The organism is Microbulbifer bruguierae (assembly GCF_029869925.1).
Classification (GTDB): domain Bacteria; phylum Pseudomonadota; class Gammaproteobacteria; order Pseudomonadales; family Cellvibrionaceae; genus Microbulbifer; species Microbulbifer bruguierae.
Genome location: NZ_CP118605.1, coordinates 4,301,747 through 4,325,469 on the forward strand (window position 1 = coordinate 4,301,747; position 23,723 = coordinate 4,325,469).

General features: G+C 59.2%; 15 protein-coding genes. 9 read left to right on the forward strand and 6 right to left on the reverse strand.

From position 1 onward, the window contains the following. Nucleotides 1-88 precede the first annotated feature (88 nt). The 4 genes from PVT68_RS17555 (at nucleotide 89) to PVT68_RS17570 (ending at nucleotide 6,016) form a co-directional block, all read left to right on the forward strand. Complete coding sequence (locus PVT68_RS17555) at nucleotides 89-2,131, forward strand: protein-disulfide reductase DsbD family protein (RefSeq protein ID WP_280320379.1); 2,043 nt, start codon at nucleotides 89-91, stop codon at nucleotides 2,129-2,131. A gap of 25 nt (nucleotides 2,132-2,156) precedes the next feature. After that, a complete protein-coding gene (locus PVT68_RS17560; protein ID WP_280320380.1) occupies nucleotides 2,157-2,795 on the forward strand; it encodes a thioredoxin family protein in 639 nt (212 codons plus the stop codon). A 300-nt stretch (nucleotides 2,796-3,095) separates the two neighbouring features. Then, nucleotides 3,096-4,283: a glycoside hydrolase family 88/105 protein gene (locus tag PVT68_RS17565; protein WP_280320381.1), complete on the forward strand. Its 1,188-nt coding sequence runs from the start codon at nucleotides 3,096-3,098 to the stop codon at nucleotides 4,281-4,283. A 26-nt stretch (nucleotides 4,284-4,309) separates the two neighbouring features. Continuing rightward, complete coding sequence (locus PVT68_RS17570; protein ID WP_280320382.1) at nucleotides 4,310-6,016, forward strand: glycoside hydrolase family 43 protein; 1,707 nt, start codon at nucleotides 4,310-4,312, stop codon at nucleotides 6,014-6,016. A 75-nt stretch (nucleotides 6,017-6,091) separates the two neighbouring features. On the opposite strand, the gene PVT68_RS17575 is transcribed toward PVT68_RS17570, so the two are convergent. The 5 genes from PVT68_RS17575 to PVT68_RS17595 form a co-directional block, all read right to left on the reverse strand. After that, complete coding sequence (locus PVT68_RS17575; RefSeq protein WP_280320383.1) at nucleotides 6,092-8,776, reverse strand: rhamnogalacturonan lyase family protein; 2,685 nt, start codon at nucleotides 8,774-8,776, stop codon at nucleotides 6,092-6,094. A gap of 146 nt (nucleotides 8,777-8,922) precedes the next feature. Continuing rightward, complete coding sequence (locus PVT68_RS17580) at nucleotides 8,923-11,760, reverse strand: glycoside hydrolase family 9 protein (protein ID WP_280320384.1); 2,838 nt, start codon at nucleotides 11,758-11,760, stop codon at nucleotides 8,923-8,925. A 315-nt stretch (nucleotides 11,761-12,075) separates the two neighbouring features. Next, on the reverse strand, nucleotides 12,076-13,347 hold the full coding sequence (gene bioA / locus PVT68_RS17585; RefSeq protein ID WP_280320385.1) for an adenosylmethionine--8-amino-7-oxononanoate transaminase: 1,272 nt from the start codon (nucleotides 13,345-13,347) through the stop codon (nucleotides 12,076-12,078). Nucleotides 13,348-13,637: 290 nt separating this feature from the next. Beyond that, a complete protein-coding gene (locus tag PVT68_RS17590; protein WP_280320386.1) occupies nucleotides 13,638-16,106 on the reverse strand; it encodes an ABC transporter permease in 2,469 nt (822 codons plus the stop codon). After that, complete coding sequence (locus PVT68_RS17595; protein WP_280320387.1) at nucleotides 16,106-16,846, reverse strand: ABC transporter ATP-binding protein; 741 nt, start codon at nucleotides 16,844-16,846, stop codon at nucleotides 16,106-16,108. The genes PVT68_RS17590 and PVT68_RS17595 overlap by 1 nt, the downstream gene beginning before the upstream one ends. 57 nt (nucleotides 16,847-16,903) lie before the next feature. Here PVT68_RS17595 and PVT68_RS17600 point away from each other — a divergent pair, with 57 nt between their 5' ends. The 5 genes from PVT68_RS17600 to PVT68_RS17620 all read left to right on the forward strand — a co-directional run bounded on the left by PVT68_RS17600 (nucleotide 16,904) and on the right by PVT68_RS17620 (nucleotide 22,342). After that, nucleotides 16,904-17,611 (forward strand): arylesterase, encoded by a 708-nt coding sequence (locus PVT68_RS17600; protein ID WP_280320388.1) that lies wholly within the window; start codon nucleotides 16,904-16,906, stop codon nucleotides 17,609-17,611. A gap of 314 nt (nucleotides 17,612-17,925) precedes the next feature. After that, on the forward strand, nucleotides 17,926-18,858 hold the full coding sequence (gene ttcA / locus PVT68_RS17605; RefSeq protein WP_280320389.1) for a tRNA 2-thiocytidine(32) synthetase TtcA: 933 nt from the start codon (nucleotides 17,926-17,928) through the stop codon (nucleotides 18,856-18,858). Between the two features lie 799 nt (nucleotides 18,859-19,657). Further along, the gene (putP, locus tag PVT68_RS17610) at nucleotides 19,658-21,133 is read left to right on the forward strand and encodes a sodium/proline symporter PutP (RefSeq protein ID WP_280320390.1); all 1,476 of its coding nucleotides are present in this window, start codon (nucleotides 19,658-19,660) and stop codon (nucleotides 21,131-21,133) included. A gap of 64 nt (nucleotides 21,134-21,197) precedes the next feature. Beyond that, on the forward strand, nucleotides 21,198-21,710 hold the full coding sequence (locus PVT68_RS17615; RefSeq protein WP_280320391.1) for an O-acetyl-ADP-ribose deacetylase: 513 nt from the start codon (nucleotides 21,198-21,200) through the stop codon (nucleotides 21,708-21,710). A gap of 167 nt (nucleotides 21,711-21,877) precedes the next feature. Beyond that, nucleotides 21,878-22,342 (forward strand): Mpo1 family 2-hydroxy fatty acid dioxygenase, encoded by a 465-nt coding sequence (locus PVT68_RS17620; protein WP_280320392.1) that lies wholly within the window; start codon nucleotides 21,878-21,880, stop codon nucleotides 22,340-22,342. Between the two features lie 102 nt (nucleotides 22,343-22,444). Here PVT68_RS17620 and PVT68_RS17625 read toward each other — a convergent pair whose 3' ends face one another. Beyond that, a complete protein-coding gene (locus PVT68_RS17625; RefSeq protein WP_280320393.1) occupies nucleotides 22,445-23,620 on the reverse strand; it encodes a pectate lyase in 1,176 nt (391 codons plus the stop codon). Between the last annotated feature and the right edge of the window lie 103 nt (nucleotides 23,621-23,723).

Here is a 23,723-nt window from a genome sequence, read left to right on the forward strand (position 1 = left end):
TGAGTATACAAACGGTATGGTCTCTATACCGTAAGGCGAGGATTGCGTGCTGTCGCTAAAAATAACGAGAAGAATTCTATTCGTAACGGTGCTCTGGCTTACCGCTGTGTTTGCCGCTGTGGCGCAGGCTCAGGACTCCACGTCCGGCGACCATGTGCAGGTACGCTGGCTGGCCCCCGAGCAATTTGGCCAAACATCCGAAACCATCGGTTTCTATTTTGAAGTCGATCCCGGCTGGCATGTGTACTGGCGCAACGCAGGCGATTCCGGCGCGGCACCGCGGTTTGCGATCACTGCCACCAGTGCCGACGTAGGGGATATCCAGTGGCCCTTCCCGGTGCGCCTGCCTATCGCGCACCTGACCAATCTCGGTTACGAAGGTGATGTGGCGTATCTGTTTGATGTCACACCCGCGGCGGACCTTGTACAGCTTCAGGTCAATCTGGAATGGCTGGTGTGCAAGGAGGACTGTATTCCGGGCTTCGGTACCATGACACTGGAACGCCCCCGTGGCGATTCCGCAAAGTGGTCTTCCGCGGACCGCGCTCTGCGCGACAGATTTTTGTCCCGGGTACCGAAAGCGGCGAGCCAAAGTCCCTGGCGTATCGCCGGCTTGCAGCGCGACGGCGAACAGGTAAATCTGGCACTGGAAAGCAGCAGCGGTGCACAGGAACCACCAGAGGTGTTTCCTATGGACGGCGCGCTGCTGACTGCCGCCGCGCCGGAAATTTTTCCGGACGGCAAATACGTTGCCTATTCCTTTGTGCGCGTCCCCGGTGCACCCGCCGCCAATACCACGGGCTTTGTGGTGGCTTCGGGGGGCGAGGCCTGGCAATTCGACGATGTGGCCATTGATGCAGTGCCGGATTCGCCGGACCAGGATTCTGTCACCGCCACTACCTTCGAAAAACCTGCGGCAGCGCCGCCACAACCGCTATGGCTGTTGTTGCTGGCGGCCATCGCCGGTGGCGCCATTCTCAATCTGATGCCCTGTGTCTTTCCGGTATTGTCGATCAAGCTGTTCGGGCTGATGGGGCCAGGGACCTCGACACAGGAGCGATTGAAAGCGGGCTTCCTGTACGGCGCCGGCGTGCTGGTGACCTTTGCCCTGCTGGGTGGTCTGTTGTTGATACTGCGCGCCGGTGGTGCCGCCATCGGCTGGGGGTTCCAGTTGCAGTCGGCACCGGTCGTACTGGCGTTGATTGTATTGTTCTGGCTGATGGCGCTTTCCTTCAGCGGCGTCTATGAATTCGGACACCGGCTGATGAATCTCGCCGGCCACAGTCGCGCCGGCAGTTTCGCCACTGGCGTGCTCGCGGTATTCGTTGCCGCGCCCTGCACCGGCCCGTTTATGGGCGCGGCCCTGGGGGCGGCTACCCTGTTGCCGGCGATATCCGCCATGGCGATCTTTGTCGGCCTGGGCCTCGGTCTGGCGTTGCCGTTCGTTCTGTTGTGCCTGTTCCCGGCACTGCTGCGGCGCTTGCCGCAACCCGGTCCGTGGATGGAAACCCTGCGTCAGTTTCTCGCTTTTCCGCTTTACGCCACCGTGATCTGGCTGCTGTGGGTGCTGGGGCGTCTGGTGGGGGACGATGGCTGGCTGCTGGGCGCTCTTGTGCTGCTGGCGGTGGTGTTCGCCCTGTGGCTGGCGCAGCATCTGCACCGGTTCGGCAAGTTGTTTGCCTGGTGCGCGGTTCTGGCGGTTATCGTTATGGGGTTGTTCGCGGCTAATTCGCTGCAGGATCGACCTGCGCCGGCAGCGTCCGCTGTTGCCGGGGAAGGGTGGCAGCCCTATGACAAAGCCGCGATCGACGGCGCACTGGCGCGGGGGCAGGGCGTGTTTATCGATTACACCGCGGCTTGGTGTATCACCTGTCAGGTGAACAAGAAACTGGTGCTGGATACCGACGAGATTACCGCACTGTTTGCGAGCAATGATGTCTATCTTGTGCGGGCGGACTGGACGGATCAGGACCCGGCGATTACCGCCGCGCTTTCCGCGCTCGGGCGCAACTCCGTTCCGGTGTACGCCTGGTATGCCCCGGGTCGCAAAACACCGGTGCTGCTGCCACAGATTTTACAGGCGAGCATGATCGAGGCGCTGTTTGCCGGCGAGTCAGGCTCTCAACACTAGAGGAAAAGGAAAGAGGGAATTCGACATGAATGGGAATCAGATCCGAGGGAATCGGTACCGTAAAAACCTGCGCAATACCGCTTGTGCATTTTTAATGGCGCTCCCAACCCTGGTGATGGCCGCCGCCACTCCCGGTGATAAAGCGCCGGATTTTTCCGAGGTGGACGCGGCCGGCAAAACCCACAGCCTGGCGGATTATGCCGGTGAGTGGCTGGTGGTCGAGTGGTTCAACAAAGACTGCCCCTATGTGAAAAAGCACTACGGCAGCGGCAATATGCAGGCGCTGCAGAAAAAATACACCGACGCGGATATCAACTGGCTGACGGTGATCTCCTCCGCCAAGGGCAAGCAGGGATACCTGGAACCGGCCGAGGCCCTGGAAGTCGCAAAGAGTCATAACCTGAACGCCAGCGCGCCTTTTCTGCTCGATGCCGATGGCAGCATGGGCCGCGCTTACGGTGCCAAGACCACGCCACATATGTTCATTATCAACCCGCAGGGGCAGGTGGTGTACGCCGGCGCCATTGATGACAATGACTCCGCCAACCCCGCGGTAATTCCGGATTCCAATAACTACGTCGCCGCCGCACTGGATGCATCACTGGCGGGCAAAGCGGTGGACACGGCTTCGTCCCGTGCCTATGGCTGCAGTGTGAAATACTGATCGCCGGCAAGTTGCCTGACCCTGTCTCCCGGGGTCGGGTGGCCATCACCATCTCCTTTGTATCTCTCGTATTTTCCCGCTATCCGCGTCCCGTCACTTCCTTCTGATTTCTCGTCCCGCCGCAATCCATGGTCGCCAGGTTTACATTTGTGGTCAGGCCAAATATATTGGTGCGCTCGATGAATGAGTTGAATTGCCTGCCATAATTGTCATTATGACAATCGTGATTCCGTATCACTCAGGCGATATTTCAGCGGTAGGCACCGCAAAATAAGAATGGAATGGCGCAGAAGTATGACCATGAATGTAAACGTTTTCATTGTTGCCCTGGCATTGGTCCTGGCCGCGGGGCGTGTTTTCGCCACACCTGTTCCCGAAGATCTCAGCTGGGCCGAGCGCGTGGCGCTGTCGGACATGCAGCGCAATCCAGAGCCCTGGCAGATCGATTTCCGCGAAACGCCCAAGTGGAACTATACCCACGGTCTGATGATGACCGCCTACCAGCGACTGTATGAATCCACCGGCGATCAGCGCTATGTGGACTACCTCCGTAAATACGCCGATACCCTGATCGATGCCGACGGCAATATCGCCACCTATAAACTGGAAAACTACAACATCGACCACCTGACGCCTGGCCGCATGCTGCTGTTCCTGCAGCAGTTCAGCCCGAAGCCCCGTTACCAGAAGGCCCTGGACACGCTGGTCTCTCAACTGGAAGGGCAGCCGCGAACCCGCGAGGGCGGCTTCTGGCACAAACAGCGCTACCCGCACCAGATGTGGCTGGATGGCCTTTACATGGGCGCGCCGTTTTATGCCCAGTACCTGAGCAGTACCGATGCGGACGCAGCCGCATTTGACGATGTACAGAGCCAGTTCGACCTGGTAATGCAGCACCATATCGACCCGGACACCGGTCTGCCCTACCACGCCTGGGATGAGAGTCGCCAACAGCAATGGGCGAACCCGCAGACCGGGGTATCACCGAATTTCTGGTCGCGCTCCATTGGCTGGTACGTGATGGCCCTGGTCGATGCTATTGAATATTTTCCCGAAGACCACAACGGCCGCCAGGTCCTTTCCGGATACCTGCAACAGGTGCTGGATGCGGCGCTGAAATTCCGCGATGAAAAAACCAAACTCTGGTATCAGGTAACGGATCAGGGCCGGCGGGAAGGAAATTATCTGGAGGCTACCGGTAGTGTGATGTTCGTGTATGCCATGGCGAAGGGTGCCAACCGCGGTTACCTGCCGCCACGCTATAGGGTGCTGGCAGAAGAAAGTTATAACGGCCTGATGGGAAACCTTATCCGCATCGACGGTGATGATCGAGAAATTCATTTGACCAGTAATTGTGCTGTTGCCGGGCTCGGTGGAACCCCCTACCGGGATGGTTCTTACGAGTACTACATCAGCGAGCCGGTGCGGGACAACGATCCCAAAGGCATAGGCCCGTTTATTCTCGCGAGCCTGGAACTGAATAAATAAAACGATAGAAAGACGGAGAGAGACGGATGAAAAAATTGCGGAGTACACCGTTGACGTGGTGTGCGAGCTTGCTGGCGATGACCGTGGGTATGGTGGGGTGTGACCAGCCGGCGGTGGAAAACAGCCAGCCGGTGAGTATAGATACACTGGCGAAAACCGCCGCTCTGTGGCAGGCGGACCTGGGCAACGGCCGCTACCAGAACCCGATCCTGTACGCGGATTATTCCGACCCGGACGTAGTGGCGGTGGGTGACGATTTTTATATGACCGCGTCCAGTTTCAATGCCTCCCCGGGCCTGCCGTTGCTGCACTCCACCGACATGGTGAACTGGGAACTGATCGATTACGTGGTGGACAAGAATGTGCCCGCGGAAACCTTTGCCAAACCGCAACACGGCAATGGTATCTGGGCGCCGAATATCCGGTACCACGACGACAAGCTGTGGATCTTCTTCCCCGATCCGGACCACGGCATTTACATGACCAACACCGTTGACCCCAAACAGGGTTGGAGCGAACCAAAACTGATTCTACCCGGCAAAGGCATTATCGATCCCACCCCACTGTGGGATGACGATGGCCAGGCCTACCTGCTGCACGGCTGGGCAAAAAGTCGTTCTGGCAAAAACAATATCCTCACGCTGCACAAAATGAACGCCGAAGGCACTGAAGTGGAAGCGGAAGGCGAAGTGGTGATCAATGGCCATGAACTCGAAGGCTACCGCACGTTAGAGGGACCTAAGTTCTACAAGCGCGGCGAGTACTACTACGTGTTCGCCCCTGCTGGCGGTGTGCCCGTGGGCTGGCAGTCGGTATTTCGCGCCAAAAATATTTACGGTCCCTACGAAGACCGCATCGTGATGGAGCAGGGCGACAGTATCACCAACGGCCCACACCAGGGCGCCTGGGTACACACGCCCGCCGGTGAAGACTGGTTTGTGCACTTCCAGGCGCGCGGTCCCTACGGCCGTATCGTGCATCTGCAGCCGATGCAGTGGAAAGACGGCTGGCCGGTAATCGGTGTGGATAAAGATGGCGATGGTGTGGGCAACCCGGTGACAAGTTACCGCAAGCCGGAAGTTAGTAAACCGAGCCCGGTAAAAGCCCTGCCGTTTGAAGACGACTTCTCCGCTGACGAGCTGGCGCTGCAGTGGCAGTGGAATGCCAACTACGACAACAGCTGGTATTCGTTGAGCCAGCGGGAAGGGTATCTGCGTTTGTTCGCGCAACAGAACGTGGACCCGGATACCGATAATCTTTGGATGCAGCCGTCACTGTTGCTACAGAAACTGCCGGCACCGGAATTTATTCTGCAGACCACGTTGGAAATCCCGGAAACACTCGGCGAAGCGGAAGGTGGCCTGCTGATGTTTGGTGAAGATTACGCCTGGATTGGTTTCCGCAACCTGCCGGGTACCGGAGAGGTGGAAATCGGGGAAGTGAGCTGCCGCGATGCGCGCAAGGGCTGCAGTGAACATTTCGAGCCTCACACCCGGGTCAAAGCCGGTGCGCTGACCCTGCGCATGACCGTGGGCCAGGGCGGCCAGACGGTGTTCAGCTACCAGAAAGAAAACGGTCGCTTCCGCGGGTTGGGTGAATTGTTCCAGTCCCGTCCCGGACGCTGGGTGGGCGCCAAGGTCGGGTTGTTTGTGCGCACCGATGACGCGGCGCGGGTGAGTGCGGAAAACTATATCGACGTAAAAGATTTCCGCTTTATCCAGCCGGCGGGTTGAAGATCGAGGTGAGGTAAAAAAGGGCTCCATAGCGGAGCCCTTTTTCGTCTGTGTTGAACAAGTTTTACCAAATCGTCAAGGGGTATAAATATCCGGCCACGGATAGGAAGTTACCTCACTGCCAATATAAAAACTCGGATGCGGCGGCTGGTTGTAGGCGCTGTTCTGCCAGGCGATGGCGGCGCGGTATTGCGGGTCGTGCATCAGGGTGGGAATGCGCAGTTCCGTAACATACGGCGTGGCGTAAATACGCAGGGCGGAACTGTCGCTGGTGGCCCAGATGACTTCCTCGCGCCAGTCGCCGAACAGGTCGGCGGACAGGGACGGTGTGGCTTTGGTGCTGTTGTTGGACACCACATTGGCGCCGGTGAGCAAGCGTGCGGACGGTTCGTATTTGTCGATGTGAGTACCGTCCAGCAGTTCGCGTTCACCGTCCCCGTCCCACCAGATCAGGAAATTGGTAGAGCCGGGTTTGGAGGCGACGCTGGTACCGCTGGCATTCAGCAGTCCACTGACCCGCGAAGACCAGTATTCACCGCCGGGATTACCGGCCCACACGTTGCCGGCCACTGCGCGGCCGTTGTCGCCATTGGCCGGGGTCTGGAAAATCACCGAGCCGGTACTGCCGTCGATCAAACGCGACGAGGGCTGGTCGCTGTGTTCGGCGGGCATGAAGACTTCCTGGCCGAGACGGCTGGGCACAAAATCGCTCACGTGCAGCGCGTCGCCATGGTACATGCGGGTGTTCCACAGAGGTTGTCCATTGGAGCCGATGGCCATGGCGCCGAACACGATATCCTGGCGACCGTCGCCATCCAGATCGGCGATGGACAGACTGTGGGCGCCCTGTCCCTCGTATTCGTTGCCGGCCTGGTTGGAGTCGAATATCCAGCGGGTGGAGAGATTCTGGCCATCAAAATCCACCGCCCAGATCACTGTGCGGGTGTAGTAGCCGCGGGAGAAAATCAGGCTGGGCGTCGAGCCGTCCAGCCAGGCGGTGCCGGCGAGGAAACGGTCGACGCGGTTGCCGTAACTGTCGCCCCAACTGCTAACGCTACCGCGCGCCGGCTGGTAGTCGACAGTATCGATGGCGGCACCGGTGAGGCCGTCAAAAATGGTGAGGAACTCCGGGCCGGAGAGGATATAGCCGGAGGAATTGCGGTAGTCCGCGCTCGCACTGCCAATCACATTGCCGTTGCCGTCCACGGTGCCATCGGCGGTTTTCATCGCCACTTCCGCACGGCCGTCACCGTTGTAGTCGTAGGCCTGGAACTGGGTGTAGTGGGCGCCGGCGCGGATATTGCGACCGAGGTCGATGCGCCACAGGCGTTCGCCATTCAGGCGATAGGCATCGATGTAGACATTGCCGGTAATGCCGCTCTGGGAGTTGTCGCGGGAGTTGCTCGGGTCCCATTTCACGATCAACTCGTACTGGCCGTCGCCGGTGAGGTCGGCGGCGCTGGCGTCGTTGGCGGAATAGGTGTAATCGGAACCGGCCGCCGGACGCTGCAGGGGCACGTCAAAATAGCCGCTGCCGTTGAACACCACTTCTGCCGGTGCCGGCGCACCCTCGCTGCCATTGGTGATGGGACGCACCGAATACTGGGCGCTGGCAGATGCGCCGCTGTCCAGATAGTTGCTCGCCCCTGTGATGGTGGCGCTGTTGATCTTCTGGCCGTCGCGATAGAGGTTGAAGGCCACACTCGGATCGTCGTTACCGAGAATGCGCCAGCTCACCAGGTTGCCACTGCCGGTGGGCACCACCGTGACACCGCGAGTCAGGCTTTCCATCCGGTAGGTGCCACTACCACTGGATACGCATGTCCCGGCGTTGGGGGCATCGCCGGTCACGGTAAGCGCATCGATATTGGCGAGGCCGCTATCGCTGCTGGCCACTAGCTCCACGGTATTTTCCCCGGCTTGCAGGGACGCCACGGCACTGGCCTGGCTCCAGCTGGTCCAGCCGCCGGTAGTGGGGAAGTCCACGCTGGCTAGGTCGGCGCCGTTAACGCGCACACCGGCGGGGCGAGCGGCGCTGCCGCCGTTGGCGAAGCGCCAGTCCAGCAGGTAATCGCTGCTGGAGGCCGCATTCACACTCCAGCGAATGCGCGTGCCATTGAGGTTGTCTGTGTTGGCAAAGCCGTCGCCGGTAAACCCGGCATTGTTGCTGTCGACACTGCCGTCCACACCACAGAATCCTGCAGCGTTTTCCTGCAGGGTGATCGCATTGCCACCGCTGGAAGAACTGCCGGACGAGGAACTGGCGCCACTGCTACTCGAGGAAGAGCTTGAGGAGCTGCCACCGGACGAGCTGCTTGAAGAGGACGAGCTCGAGGAATTGCCGCCATTGCACGGTGTACCGTTGAGGGTAAAGGTGCCGGGCACCTGCGCCGGTGGCGCGGCGTCGCTCAGCTGAATGCCAAATTGATGGGTGGCACCGGGGGCGATGGTGCCGTTCCAGTGATTCGCCGTATTGGCGGCACTGATGTGGGTGCCACTTTGGGTGATGGTGGCGTTCCAGCCGCCACTGTGCGTTTCACCTGCACCAACGTCCCATTCCAATGCCCAGCCGGCGATGGGGCTGCTGCCGGTATTGGTGATGCCAACGTTGACCTGATAGGCGCCGTTCCAGTCGCTGATGGGGTAATCCACATCGCAGGAGATGGTTTCCTGCGATTGCGCCTGAAGGGGTAACAGCCAGCCGCAGGCGGCAAGCGCAGCCCAGAAACGGACACGGAGAAATTCAGTTTCCTGGTTCATGGTTTTTAGTCTCTCGTCATTTTGCTTTTATTCGTTTTTTTGTTTTTTGCTGCGCGTGTGCGGAGGGCAGCGGTGGTTGCGAGCCGGAACTGCGGTGAATACGACAATGTGTTCACAACAGTTCCGGCGCTAAACAACTACAACAATCAGTTGCCGCTGCAGGTGGGCAGGGCGAAATTCCCGTTGTGGCCGCCCTGGAAACCAAGCACGGTGGAACCACCCGGCTGCAGTCCGCCGTTCCAGGGCGCATTGGAAATGGTTACCACACGGCCGTCGGAGGACAGGCTGAATACGCCGCTCCAGCCGTTCACCAACGTAATCGGGTCGGCAAAGGTGAGTTCGATTTCCCAGCTCTGGATCGCTTCGCTGCCGTCGTTGGTGACGGTGATATTGTTCAGTACGAAGCCGGTATTCCAGGTGTCTGCGCTGATGGCTTCACAAGAGACTCCACCGCCTTCTCCACCACCGGTGGATACCGCCTCCACGGAAATGGAAATACTGTCACTGGCGGTAAGTTCTTCGCCGTCATCCACCGCGCGCACTTCTATTTGATGGCTGCCCACCGCAGGTGCGGGAATGGTCAGATCCACCGCGCCGCTCGCGCTTGAAGTCAGTGCACCATCGAAATACAGGTTCACACCATCTGCGTACTGCAGGGTGTATTGCACGGTGATGTCTTCGCCCTCATCGAAGGTGCTGCCACTGGCCGGAGAGGTGATACTTACGGCAGGAATAGGTGGCGACTCCACATCGATGGTCACCGTGGCTGCGGGGGAAACGGCACCGCTGTTATCGGTAACGGTGTAGGTGAAGCTGTCACTGCCGAAGAAGCCGGCATCGGGGGTGTACAGGCGCGAGGCGCCGCTGCCGCTCAGGCTGCCATTGGCGGGATCGCTTTCCACATTGTAGGCAGTGATACTGCCATCGCTGTCTGCACCGCTGAGGGTTACCATCACCTGGGATTCGAAGCCGGTCTGTACGCTCACATCATTCGCCGTTGGCACACAGTTGATACCGGAATCGCCACCGCAGCCCTCGCCGGGCTCCTGTCCCCAGATCAGTTCGCCGTCGTCATACAGTGCGATCAGTGGTGCCTCCAGGCGCTCACTGCCGTAGTCATCCCATGACGGATCGTTGCTCGGGTCCCACGGCAGGCCTTCCGGCACCGCGACGCGGAACTGGGCCTCCTTCTTGGTTTGCGACTGGCCGCCGGGATAAATATCCACACCGGCGAAGGACACTTCCACGTAGTAAATATTGTCCGCCGGGTCGCCCCACGGATGCGGGCCGGTGAAACCGCTGGCCTGGCTGTAGGCGCTGGAGAGTTGCAGGTCGCTGGCTGAATAACCCGCGTCCACCAGTTCGGAAATATCAATCCAGTAGCGCAGGCTCAGGTTGTCGGTGAGCCGCGCCGGCCAGGCGCTGCGGTTGTGCGGCCGCGCGCTGATTTCCGTGTGGCGCGGACCAGTGGAATTCAATTTGGCATCGACGAAAAATTCCGTATCGCGGGTTTCCGCAACCGGGAAGTTTGTATCCGCAATCGGGTTGCCGCCGAAATCCAGCCACAGCCGCGCCAGTGCGCCGGTAAAGCCCGCGTTGTAATCCGTCGCTACCTCGTTCAGTACATAATCACCGCGGTCGTTCTGGAAATTGTCCGACGTATCCGGGCCGCCGACCAAAGCGCCGACCAGCGTGTGACGACTGTCCACTGGATCGGCGAGGCTGTCGTTCCAGGAGCCGTGCGCGGTGCGATGGTGGGGCGAGGTGGGGTACACAGAGCCGTAACCGATCTGGTAACTCATGTTCATCGGGTTATCCCCGAGCAGGTATTCCATCTGGCCGACGGCAAAGTCGTAGTAGGTCTGTGCGCGGCTGTTGCCGGGATCGACCTGGTTCAGGTAGTCCGCATAGACCAGCGCGATAAAGGACGTGTTGGAGGAATAGCGCGCGGCGCCCCACTGATCCAGATGCGCAAGGCCGCCGGGGGTGTAGGTGACGCGGTTGCCGTTATAGCCGGTGGTCCAGAAATCCAGCCAGCGCTCGGCATCGGCGCGGTACTCGGCGTTGTCGGTCAGCTGCGCCATCAGCACGTAGCTGCCGTAGCTCTTGTCGTCCCAGGCGTGGGTCCACTTGTAGGACTTGATAGTGGATTGCTGTTCGGTGGAGAGATTCGCGTAGTAGCTGTTGGCCTTGTCGAGGTAGACCTGATTACCGGTTGCGCGATACAGCCACGCCGCCCCCCACACCAGCTCGTCGCTATAGCCGCTCCAGGAGTTGTAATAGCTGCCGGCGTCGGTGATGCAGTCACTATACTTGCCGCGATAATTGTCGGCAAAGCTGTACAGCTGTTCCGCGTGTTGCAGCAAATTCGCCGCATAACTCGCATCGGTGGACTCGAACACCATCGCTATCGCCGCCAGCGCCGCCGCCGTTTCACCGGCAATATCCGACCCCGGGCAACTCGCATCGACCTTGTAGGACGGGCGCGCCATCTGCATCACTTCCGCCGAGCCCCACCAGGCGTGGTCGGTACCACCGTTACCGACCTGCCCCCAGAGTTCGTTGGGTGCGGTATGGGCCTTCACAAAATAATCCGCCACAAAGCGCAGGTTATTCTGGATATGTTCCAGCTGGCCTGTCTGCGCGTAGGCCTCGCGGTTTTCCACCACGCCCCAGGCGAGCATGGTGGCACTGGCAGCCATGGGGAAACCGAACTTCACATGGTCACCGGCGTCGTACCAGCCGCCGGTCAGGTCGACATTACTGTCGGCACCGTCCGCCATACCGGAATCACCGCGCCACTCGTTGCGGTTCCAACCGGGAATAGGACCCGACTGCTGGGCCTCGTAAAAATAAATGGATTTCTGTAGCGCTTCGCCGTAGTTGGCGGCGAGGGCACCTGCGGAAAACAGGGAGGTCGCTGCCATTGAGACTGCCGCAATGGCTACACTGAGTGGTTTGCTGACTCTGATCAATCGCTTCATGGAACTTCCTTTTTTGTGAATTATTTTTAATAGGAACCATCGGGGGTTCTGGGTACGGCAAAGGAAGGACGTGCGGAAAGGTTTCACTGGAACGGTTTTTCCGCCAGCTTTTACGTTTTGTGATGAGATGCAAAAAGGCTTGCTACGAGAGTAGTGAGGTTAGGAATGAAGGTGCCGATGCCGGGTACGGTCTTGCGAGACCTTCCGCGAGAGGGACCTCGCGGAAGAGCCCCCAGGGATGGGTGTACGGCGCGTCTCGCAAGACCGTACCCGGTAGCGGCACCGCCACCGGACTTGGAATATTTAGAGAGATACTCAGAGCGAGGAAAGGGTTTCGACCATTGCACCGGTCAGACGGCTAAGGTCTTCGGAAGAAATAACATAAGGCGGCATTGCATAAACCAACTTGCCGAACGGGCGCAGCCACACACCGCGCTCGATCAGGCTTTCCTGCAGCGTCCGGTTATCCACAGGCGCTTTCATCTCCACCACGCCGATGGCACCAAGCACACGCACATCGGCCACGCCACTGGCCTCTTTCAGAGGGGCCAACTCTTTAATCAGTTGCGCCTCGATATTGTTCACCTGCTGCTGCCAGTCACGCTCCAGCAGCAGATCAACACTGGCATTGGCGACCGCACAGGCCATCGGATTGCCCATAAACGTCGGGCCGTGCATAAACACACCCGCCTCGCCCTTGCAGATCCCCTCCGCCACCTTATCGGTACACAGTGCCGCGGCCAGCGTCATGGTACCGCCGGTGAGCGCCTTGCCAAGGGTCAGAATATCGGGGCTGATACCCGCGTGTTCGCAGGCAAACATCTTGCCACTGCGGCCGAAGCCCGTGGCAATTTCATCGGCGATCAGCAGCAGGTCGTATCTGTCGCAGAGCTCACGGACTTTGCGCAAATAGTCCGGGGAATAAAAACGCATACCGCCGGCGCCCTGGACAATGGGTTCCAGAATCACCGCGGCCAGTTGTTCGCGATTCTGTGCAATCGTTTGCTGCAGCTCGGCGATGTCGGCATCGGTGCAGGGTTCGTCGAATTTCGGTTCTGGTGCCGGCGCAAACAGGTGCTGGGTGAGCTGACTGGCGAACAGGTGGTGCATGCCGGTGACGGGATCGCAGGTGGCCATGGCACCGAAGGTGTCGCCGTGGTAGCCGTTGCGCAAGGCGAGCAGTTTGTTTTTCTCTGGCCTGCCCTGGGAGTGCCAGTATTGCAGGGCCATTTTGATGGCGACTTCGACGGAGACTGAGCCGGAGTCGGCGAGGAAGACTTTCTGCAGTGGTTCTGGGGTGAGTGCCACGAGTTTTTTGCACAGTTCGATGGCGGGCTCATGGGTGAGACCGCCGAACATGACGTGGCTCATTTTTTCCATCTGCGCCTGCATGGCGGCGTTCAGTTCGGGGACGTTATAGCCGTGCAGGGTGCTCCACCAGGAACTCATGCCGTCGATCAATCCGCGGCCGTCTTCGAGATAAATTCGTACACCTTCGGCTCTTGCGATGGGGTAGACGGGCGGGGGATTGATCAGGGAAGAGTAGGGATGCCAGATGTGGTTTTTATCGAACTCTAAATCCATCATGGTTCTGTCGAGTGGTCTTCTTAAGCAAGTGTGGTGGCGGTGAAGCGCCGGGTATCTGTTTTTGAAACCGGGCTAGGCGCCCCCCTTCAACCCATCCCTGGGCGCTGCGGCGCAAACATCCTGTAAGCGACGCTTTCAAAAACAGATCCCCGGCACTCCCCCTGCAATTCAAATATTTGTACTTCGTAAGCGAATAAGTCTAACTACATCGTCATTCCGGCGCGAAGAGCCTGTGCCGGACTTGATCCGGTACCGGAATCCAGCGCTACGAAGCTGTTAACAGGCCCTAGTCAGGCAAGCTCACGCAAAACTTTCAATGGCGGCTCACTAACCGCACTGCGACAGGCCAGCGTCCCCGCAGTACCAACCAGTAGCGCACCAACCGCAGGGCCAAGTACCCACAGCCCAGGGTGGAAATTAAACGGTAACTCAAATACTCGCTGCGAAAGCACCGCAAGTGTCGCTTCGGTGCCAAAAGCCGCAAGCAGTCCCGCGGCAATTCCCAGCAATCCAAATTCGATGATCAGGCTGCGAATAAGTAACTGCCGGCGGCCGCCCAGTGTGCGGATGACAGCGGCCTCCTGCAAACGCTCGGCAATGCTGGCGCGCACGCCGGCAACCAGGACGAGTACGCCGGCGATCAGCATCAGGGCGAGAACGGCTTCGATGGCGAAGGCGACCTGGCTGATGGTTTCGCGGATGTTTTCCAGGATCTTGTCCAGTTCGATGATGCTGACACTGGGGAAGTTTCGCACCAGTTCGTTGACGAACAGTTTGTCTTCAGGGGGCAGGTAGAAGCTCTGAATGTAGGTTGCTGGGAAGCTGTCGAGGCTGCCGGGAGCGAAGATCATGAAAAAGTTCGGGCGCATGCTGTTCCAGTCGAGGGTGCGCAGACTGGTAACGGGCGCTTCGGTTTCAAGACCGCCGATGGAGAAACGCAGCACGTCGCCGAGGTTCAGGCCGAGGCGGGCGGCGACTTCGACTTCCACTGAAATCCCTTGGGAAGAGTCGTCTTCGCTGGTTTCTTCGTTCCACCATTTTCCTGCGACAATTTTGTTGTCGGCGGGGAGGGTGTCGGTCCAGCTCAAATTGAGCTCACGGCGGATGGCGCCGTCATTTTGTTCACGCTCGGTAACCGGGGTGCCGTTTACGGCGATAAGCCGGCCGCGGACCATGGGATAGAACTCGGTGCCTTCGAGGTGTTTGTCGGCGATGGCGCGTTTGACGGCGTCGAGCTCGTAGGGAGCGATATTGACGAGGAAGTGGTTGGGTGCATTGTCCGGCAGCTGCATTTTCCACTCGTCGATCAATGCGGTGCGCGCGTAGAACATGGCGAGCATGGCCAGCAGGCCGGTGCCAAACGCGGCGATCAGCAGAGTGTTGAAGCCGGCACGGCGCTGCAGGCTACCGAGGGCGATGCGCCAGCTGCCGCCGAGGGCGGCGAGCCTGCCTCTGACCAGCAGGCGGTTGACGGCAGCGGCGCCAGCCACCAGGAGCCCTAGCCCGGCGAGCAGGGCGACGGTGATGGCGAGGCTGCCGGACAGCCACCAGATCAGCAGCAGCATGGAAATGGGACCGGGTAACAGGCCGAGCCATTCGCGTCTGTCCGGGTTGCTCCAGTCCTGTCGCAGGGTCTGCATCGGGTCGGTCTGGGCGAGGCGGAACAGGGGCGGCAGGGCGAAGCCGACCACGCAGGCGAGGCCGGTGGCGATACCGACCAGCAGGGGCTGCCAACTGCTCGGGGGCGGAGTGACCGGGAAGAAACCTTGCAGCAGGTTGACAGCCTGGGACTGCACCACGGAGCCGATGATGAGGCCGATGGCCGTGGCGATCAGGGTGAGGGCCGCCATCTGGCCGATGTAGATTCCGAGGATTTTGTGTTTACCGGCGCCCAGGCTTTTCATCACGGCAACGTAATTCGCGTGGCGCAGGCCGTAGCGTCTGGCAGCGAGACCGACGGCAACACTGGCGAGCAGGACCGCCAGACTGGCGGCCAGATACAGGAAGCTTTCCGCGCGTTCCAGCGTCATGGCGACCCGTGGCTGTCCCTCCTTCAGGTCGGTGATGTGTTCGTGCAGGGTGAGTTTGGGGCGCAGCCATTTGAGGTAGTTGTCCAGCGCAGCGTCGTCGCCGGCGAGCAGGTAGTTGTAGTTGACGCGACTGCCGGGCTGCAGAATGTTGGTGGCGGCGAGATCGCTGGTGTGCATCATAACCCGCGCTCCCATGGAGAACAGGTTGGCACCGCGGTCCGGTTCGTGGTCGATGATGCCGCTGATGGTGAAACTGCTGTCACCCAGTTGCAGTTGGTCGCCAATACCGAGCCGCATCAATGGCAGCAGGCGCTCTTCCAGCCAAACTGTGCCGGGTTCTGGGCCTCGCTGCACCACGCGTGACTCTTCTTCGACGGATTGTCGTATCTCCAGGTGGCCAACCAGTGGGTAGCCGTAACTGACGGCTTTGACCGACGCGAACTGGAATTCATCGCCGGCGGCAAGCATGGAGGCGAAGGTGACGGTTTTCGCCCGCTGCAGGCCGAGGGAATTGGCCTTTTCCAGCCATTCTTGCGGTACTTCCTTGCTACTTTTCAGTACCCGTTCGGCGGCCAGAAAGCTCTGGGACTGGATGTGCATGGCACGGGTCAGGCGATCGGAGAAGTGGGCGATGGCGGTGACGCAGCTCACCGCCAGGATCAGTGCGGTGGCGATAAGTGCCAGTTCGCCGCCGCGCCAGTCGCGGCTCAGTAGTCGCAGGGGCAGCATCAGGCGGATACCTCCGCCTGTTCACCGAAAGGGGCGTCGGGGAGGTCGGCGGTAGAAATTTCTCCGGCGGACATTCGCAGATGCGCTCCGCAGCGTTCGGCGAGGCGCTGTTCGTGGGTAACCAGTACCAGGGTGGTGCCGGTTTCTGCATTGAGTTTGAACAGCAGGTCGATGACCTTTTCGCCGTTGTGGGCGTCGAGACTGCCGGTGGGTTCATCGGCGAACAGAATGCCGTTGCGCTGGTCATTATCTGTATTGGCGATGCTGCAAAATGCCCGCGCAATAGCCACTCGCTGCTGTTCTCCCCCGGAGAGCTGGCGCGGGTAGTGGTGCAGGCGGTGGCCGAGTCCCACCCGTTCGAGGAAGTCTTCTGCACGCTTGCCGGCGTTGCGCTCGCCGCGCAGTTCGCTGGGCAGCATGACATTTTCCCGCGCGGTCAGGCCCGGCAGCAGTTGGAAGGTCTGGAACACAAAGCCCACACAGCGGGCGCGCACGGCCGCTCGCTGTTCTTCGTCCATGGCGGTGATCTCTTCGCCGGCGAGCCAGATCTTGCCCTCGGTGGGGCGGTCGAGGCCGGCGAGCAGGCCGAGCAGGGTGGATTTTCCCGAGCCTGAGGCGCCGGTAATGGCGAGGCTCTGGCCGGCCGGGAGCTGCAATGAAATGTCGTTGAGCAGGGTCAAAGGGCCTTCACTGGTGGTGACGCGGTGGTGAAGGTTTTCGGCTTTGAGCATCACTGACATGGCAAGTCCCTGTAATTCCTGCAAAATGCGTAATAAATATGAAGTGGAGAGTATGACATGGCGGCAGTCTTTTTCCGGTATCCAGTGCCTGCTTTTATCTTGCGTTGCCTGCGCTTTGTCGCGCTGGTCACGGTTTTTTACGCTGGTCAGGCGTTGGCGGATGACCGGGAGGAAGGGCGCAGGACGCTGCTGGTACTGGGGGATAGTATCAGCGCGGCGTACGGGATCGATGAGCGCCAGGGCTGGGTGCAGTTGCTGCGGGAGCGGCTGGCGGAGCGCGAGCTGGATATCGCGGTGGTGAATGCGAGTGTGAGCGGGGAGACATCTGCGGGTGGCCTGGTGCGGTTGCCGCGACTGCTGTCTGAGCATTCTCCGGATTGGTTGGTGCTGGAGCTTGGGGGCAATGACGGTTTGCGGGGATATCCGCCGCGGGCATTGCAGAATAACCTGCTGCAGATTGTGAAGCTGGCGCGGGATGGTGGTGCGGAGGTGCTGCTGCTGGGGATGCAGATGCCGCCCAATTACGGTAAGGCGTATACCCGGGCGTTTGCGGACGTCTATCCGAAGGTGGCGGAGGCGGAGCAGGTGCCGCTGGTACCATTTTTTCTGGAAACGGTGGCGCTGGAGGAGGGGGCCATGCAGTCCGATGGTATTCACCCCACGGCCAAGGCCCAGCCGGCACTGCTGGACCATGTATGGCCCTGCCTGGAAACCATACTGACAGGCAATGGGAATAGCCGGTCCGATAGCCTGTGCACTTCTTGATCGGAAAGCGTACAATCGCGCCCTGATTTTTACGGGGCCCGGCTAGGCGGCTCCGTAGTTGGGGCTGCTTCGTAGCGGGTTCGGTGGCGGCGCTGCCACCGGGCAAACCTTTGCGGGACACGCTACGAGTTCATCCCTGAACGCTCGGCTGTGGCCATCCATGGCCACAGACGGTACCGCAAAGGTTTGCCCGGCGTCAGCGCCTTCGCATCGACGTTTGAACTTCGTAGTCAATTTTCTGTAGGTTGGGCAAAGCCGCAGGCGTGCCCAACATCGCGCTCAACAAATTGCTGTTCTGTATTTGAGATTTACCCATGTCTGATCTGGAAAACCGCCGCGAGCGGCTGGAATTCAACAAGCTGCAAAAGCGCCTGCGCCGCAATGTGGGCAAGGCGATCGCCGACTTCAATATGATTGAAGAAGGCGACAAGGTGATGGTGTGTCTGTCGGGTGGTAAGGATTCCTATGCGATGCTGGAAATCCTGATGAACCTGCAGAAGACCGCGCCGGTGCATTTTGAGCTGGTGGCGGTGAATATGGATCAGAAGCAGCCGGGTTTCCCGGAGCACATTCTGCCGGAGTACCTGCAGAATGTGGGGGTGCCGTACCACATTGTGAACAAGGATACCTACAGTGTGGTGAAGGAGGTGGTGCCGGAGGGCAAGACGACGTGCGGTCTGTGTTCGCGCCTGCGCCGCGGGACCCTGTACGGTTTTGCCGAGGAGATCGGTGCAACCAAGGTGGCGCTGGGGCATCACAAGGATGATATTGTCGAGACACTGTTCCTGAATATGTTTTATGGTGGTCGCCTGAAGGCGATGCCGCCGAAGCTGCGTGCGGACGATGGACGCAACATCGTGATTCGCCCGCTGGCTTACTGCCGCGAATCGGATCTGGTTGCGTTTGCGGATCACAAGCAGTTCCCGATTATTCCCTGCAATCTGTGCGGCAGTCAGGAAAACCTGCAGCGGCAGGCGATCAAGCAGATGCTGAATGACTGGGATCGCAAGTTTCCCGGCCGCAGTGACAATATTTTCGCAGCGCTCACCCGGGTGTCGCCGTCACAGTTGGCGGATCGGGATCTGTACGATTTTGAGAGTCTGGAACTGGACCGCTCTATGCCTGCGCCCGAGGTGGACGCGCGATCGATCGAGCAGTCTGTGGATTCCTGGATTCCCGCGGATGCTCGCGATGAGGAGCAGACTGAGGTTGCGCAGCCAATGTATATTGAGGCCCGCAATCTGTAGTGGTGGTAGTGGGTGCCTGCAGCGCATCTGTTTCACGAGCCGCGGTGTTTGCCGCGGCTTTTTTATGCTCAGGTTTGTGTCCTGAGACGGGGTTTCCTCGCTGCCTGCTTTCCAGGGGCCTGATCAGACGGCAGTAGCTGTCGACAAAATCTCGCAGGCTGGCGCTGGGGCCGTGATGGAAGTGTTTTTTCCACAATTTGGCCATCTTCGGCAGATCTTCGCTCTCCACTTCGCCGACGCCGGCCGCGCGGTAAACCAGCCAGGCGATGGCGGTCGCGTAGCGCAGGTTGGTGGCGAGTTCGGAGTGGGGGTGTTGCAGGAAATCCCGTTGGCTGGCGAGGCCGCGTACCTTGGAGGCGAGCGCGGGGAAGTCGATCAGGTACTTGTCCCAGATCTGTCGGTGGGTACTGGGCTGTATCTGGAAAATTCCCAGACCGTGCCGGCGCCCCAGTTTCAGGTGGAAGCCGAGTTCGGATTCCTGTGCTGCGGTGCCAAGCAGCAGGGCTTCCATCCCCGGTGACCAGGCGCGCAGTTGTTTCAAGGTGGGACGAACTACCAGTAGCCGCAGTTCGTCTAAACAAATACTCATAGCGTTTTGCTAATCCTTTACTGCCGAGCTTGAAAGTGCCTTTCCTTGGCACCGTTCAATATCTGTACTCTCACCCTTGGTTTAGTTTGCCGATTGAGTAAACGCCAGCGAATGGGTAGATTTACGCGCAATTAAGACCAATAACGACGGAATCAGCCTATTCTTTCGCCAAAATAGGCAGAATCTTCCAAATTTGACGGGGAACCTCACATGTCCGGACCGTGGCTTGTAGCACTTACGTTTATTGCCTACCTGGCTTTGATTTTCGCGATCGGCGTTTATGCGTATTTACGCACCAAAAATGCCAGCGATTATTTTCTTGGTGGTCGCTCGCTGCCGCCGGCGGTGGCGGCGTTGAGTGCTGGCGCTTCAGACATGAGCGGCTGGCTGCTATTGGGGTTGCCCGGTGCGGCCTATGCAACAGGCTTGTCCTCTGCGTGGATCGCACTGGGTCTGTTCAGTGGCATTGTGCTGAGCTGGATCACGATGGCGCGTCGGTTGCGGATATACAGCTATGCCCTGGATGATGCCCTCACGGTACCGGCCTATTTACACCGTCGTTTCAATATGGGGCACCCATACCTGCGGACTATCTGCGCGATTTTTATTTTGTTGTTTTTTCTTTTCTATGTCGCTTCGGGCCTGATTGCCGGTGGCAAACTATTTGAGACAGTGTTTGGCTGGGACTATCAATGGGCCGTGGTCATCGGTGCGCTGGCGGTGATTTCCTACACCCTGTTCGGCGGGTTTCTGGCAGTGTCCTGGACCGATGTGTTTCAGGGATTGTTGATGAGCCTGGCACTGGTCATCGTGCCGGTGATGGTGATGTCCGATGAAGGTGGCATGGGTAACGCCTGGGTGGCGATGAAGCAGCAGCATCCCGAGCTGATGCACTGGATGTCGGACAATACCGGCAAAGCGTTGAGTGTTGCGGCAATTCTCAGCTCGCTTGCCTGGGGGCTCGGATATTTTGGCCAGCCGCATATTCTCGCGCGCTTCAAAGCCCTGCGACACCCTGACGATATGCCGGTAGCGGCGAGCGTGGCCGCTATCTGGTCGCTGGCGGGTTTTCTCGGCGCCCTCGCGGTGGGACTGTTCGGGCATCTCGAACTGAGCCAGGCCCTGCCCGATGGGGAGAGGGTGTTTATGGCACTGGTTGAGGCGCTGTTTCATCCGCTGGTTGCGGGCATCATGCTGGCGGCCATTCTCTCCGCCATCATGAGTACCGCGGACTCCCAGTTGCTGGTGTCTTCCGCGGCGCTGGCTGAGGATATTTACCACGTGTGGTTTGGCCGCAAGGTATCGTCAGAGCAACTGGTCGGGGTGGGGCGCTGGGCCGTGGTGGCGCTTTCTATGGTGGCAGTGGCGGTGGCGATGGATCCGGGATCCAAGGTACTGGATGTGGTGGCCTATGCGTGGGCCGGCCTTGGTGCTGCATTTGGTCCGGCGGTCCTGATTAGCCTGTACTGGTCGCGCATGACCGGTGCTGGAGCCATCGCCGGAGTGGTTGTGGGCGGGGTTACGGTTTTGCTATGGAAACAGTTGTCCGGTGGTGTCTTTGATATATACGAGCTGTTACCGGGCTTCGTGTTCTCCGCAGCTGCTATTGTTTTAGTAAGTGCCGTGACGGATTGCCCCGAACAAGTATCAACGCGCCACCGTCAATTAGTGGGGCAGTCACAGTAGTCTGAGCACGGCGCGCCGCATAGTTGCGCGATTGATCGGTGGTGCCGCGGTTGGAGTTATTGGAGTGATTGAAGTACACCTCGGTGATATCACTCGGTTGCATGTAGATGTAATCGTCAATGCAGCCAACCAGAGGCTCCTTGGTGGCGGAGGCGTTGATGGCGCCATTCACCGAGCGGCAGGGCCGCAATTGCTGGAGGCTTGTCGGCAGATCGGCGGGTGTCCGGTGGGAGAGGTGCGCGTCACGCCGGGGTTCCGGCTGCCGGTCAAGCGCATCTATCACACCGTTGGCCCTGTGTGGCGTGGCGGGAGTCTCGGTGAGCCCGAGCTGCTCGCCAGTTGTTATCGCCACTGCTTCAATCTCGCCCGCCGTGAAAATATCCATTCCATTGCCTTTCCCGCCATCAGCTGCGGTGTTTACGATTACCCCCCTGAGCTCGCGGTTGAAATTGCGGTAGAGCAGGTGCAAAGCCACCTCGACCGCGACGGTGGTCCGCGCCATGTCGTTTTCTGTTGCTTTGATGAAGAGATGGCCGAGCTGTACCGGATGCAGCTGGACACTGTCGTTCGCAGGTAGCCGTTGTATATACGGTAGCCACTGCATAAATTGTTGCGCCCCGCGCCCTTTATGGCAGGATGTATTACCTGCCAGCTGCGATTGTTGCTCGATATGGAATCCGCAGCTGGCCTCGCCGCCGCAATTGCACAACCAACAATAATTACCTTTGCCGGAGATATTCAGACATGCGCTCAGCAGAACAGTGGTTCAGTGAATACGGTGAGAGCCATCGGAATGCCACCAACAAGGCGATCCACTGGATCGCAGTCCCCCTGATTTATGCGACGGTGGTGGGGCTGTTCTGGTCACTTCCACAGCCCCATTGGATGGCCGGGTTCAGTTGGCTCAATTGGGCCGTCGTGGCACTGGTGCCTACCTTGCTGTTTTATCTGGTGATGTCGCTGCCACTGGCGCTTGGGATGCTGGGACTGTCAGCGCTTTGCCTGTGGATATGCAGCGCGCTGCAGGCTGCGGGGCAGAGCGTGTTGTGGTGGTCTGTGGGGGTGTTTGTGGTGATGTGGATCTTCCAGTTCCTGGGGCATCACATCGAGGGGAAGAAGCCGTCGTTCTTTAAAGACGTGCAATTTCTACTGATCGGTCCCGCCTGGGTGATCGCATTTCTCTACCGCAAACTCGGCATCAAATACTGAGTTAATACTTGCCGGGTTGCTGGTTTTTCCCTTTCGGCGAACTAAATCAGCGCGAGTAACAAGAGACCGGGCAATTCGCCCGGTCTCTTTTGTTGGCGGGTGTTAATACTGGGTGACATCCGACGTGGAAACGTCACAGTTGGACGTGTTCCAGTAGGCGCCGTATTTGGTTGACGAGCTACCGCTCTGAACGCCCTGGTACTCTTCGCACACCGGCGGGTTGCCGGAACTGTAGTTCAGAATGCGCAAATCCCTGATGGTAGCGCGATCGCCGAAGTTGCGGTTAACGCCGGCGATGGAGCCAATACTGGCGTTGATGTTTACATCGTAAATCAGCGCGTTGCGGGGGCCACCATTGTTGCTGCAGTTGCCGCAGGAACGCCACAATTTTCCGTGGGTACCGGTTGCGGTAAAACCACCGGAAATGATGGTGGTACTGTTCTTGGAGTTGTGCTGGAAGATTTTATCCGGCTTTCCGCCGTAGCCGCCGGTACTGTTGTAAGCACTGCCGCCCACAATCGTCATGGTGCCGCCTTCGGATTTATTGGTAGCGGCGTCTTCACAGATGTCGTTCCAGACAACGTCCGCCATGGTGCAGTTGCCGCCGGTGCAGTGGATGCCATCGGAGCCGCCGTTGGCGGCGAGTTTTACGTTGCGAATAGAGGCATTGTTCAGGGTGATTACGGGGGGTTGGCTTTCACTGTCACCGACGCAACTGAGGCCAATGGTTTTGCCACCACAGTCCACAAATCTGCCGCTGATGGATGCACCCGCATAGCATTCACTGGAGCTTCCGACCTGCTGGAAGGCCCACAGCTGGCCTGCTCCACCCCAGTAGGTATACAGGCGAGCGTCGGCGCCGGCATACATGCTCATTCCCCACACATCGATGGCCTTGTTGCTCAGCTTCGACGTGATCGAGTAATAGCCGCTGCCCTGATCGTCGATCCACCAGCGCTGGTTGTCGCCACCGGTGTAGGTCCACTGGCGGACTTCCGCACCGTCGTTGGTGTTCCATTCCCACACATCCAGGGACTTGCCGCTGTGTACCGGGCGGATGGAGTAACTGCCGTCGCTCAACTGGGTCACATCAAATTGCTGGTTGTTGTAACCGAGGGTGAACCAGGTCATGACGTTGGCGCCATCGGATGTGTCGAAACTGTTCACATCCAGCGCGTTGCCGTTCAGTTTGGAGACGATGACATATCTGCCAGATGAAATGGCGGCTGCGTTGGCGCAGAACGCCAGCAGGGCCAGAGTTATGAGGATTTTTCTCATCACTAGATTCCATGTTGTATTTCTTTATTTTTGGATTTGAACTCTTGCGAAGATGCGAGCCAAAGCCGTCGTGAAGCCGCGGGACTTCAAACGTCAACCTGGA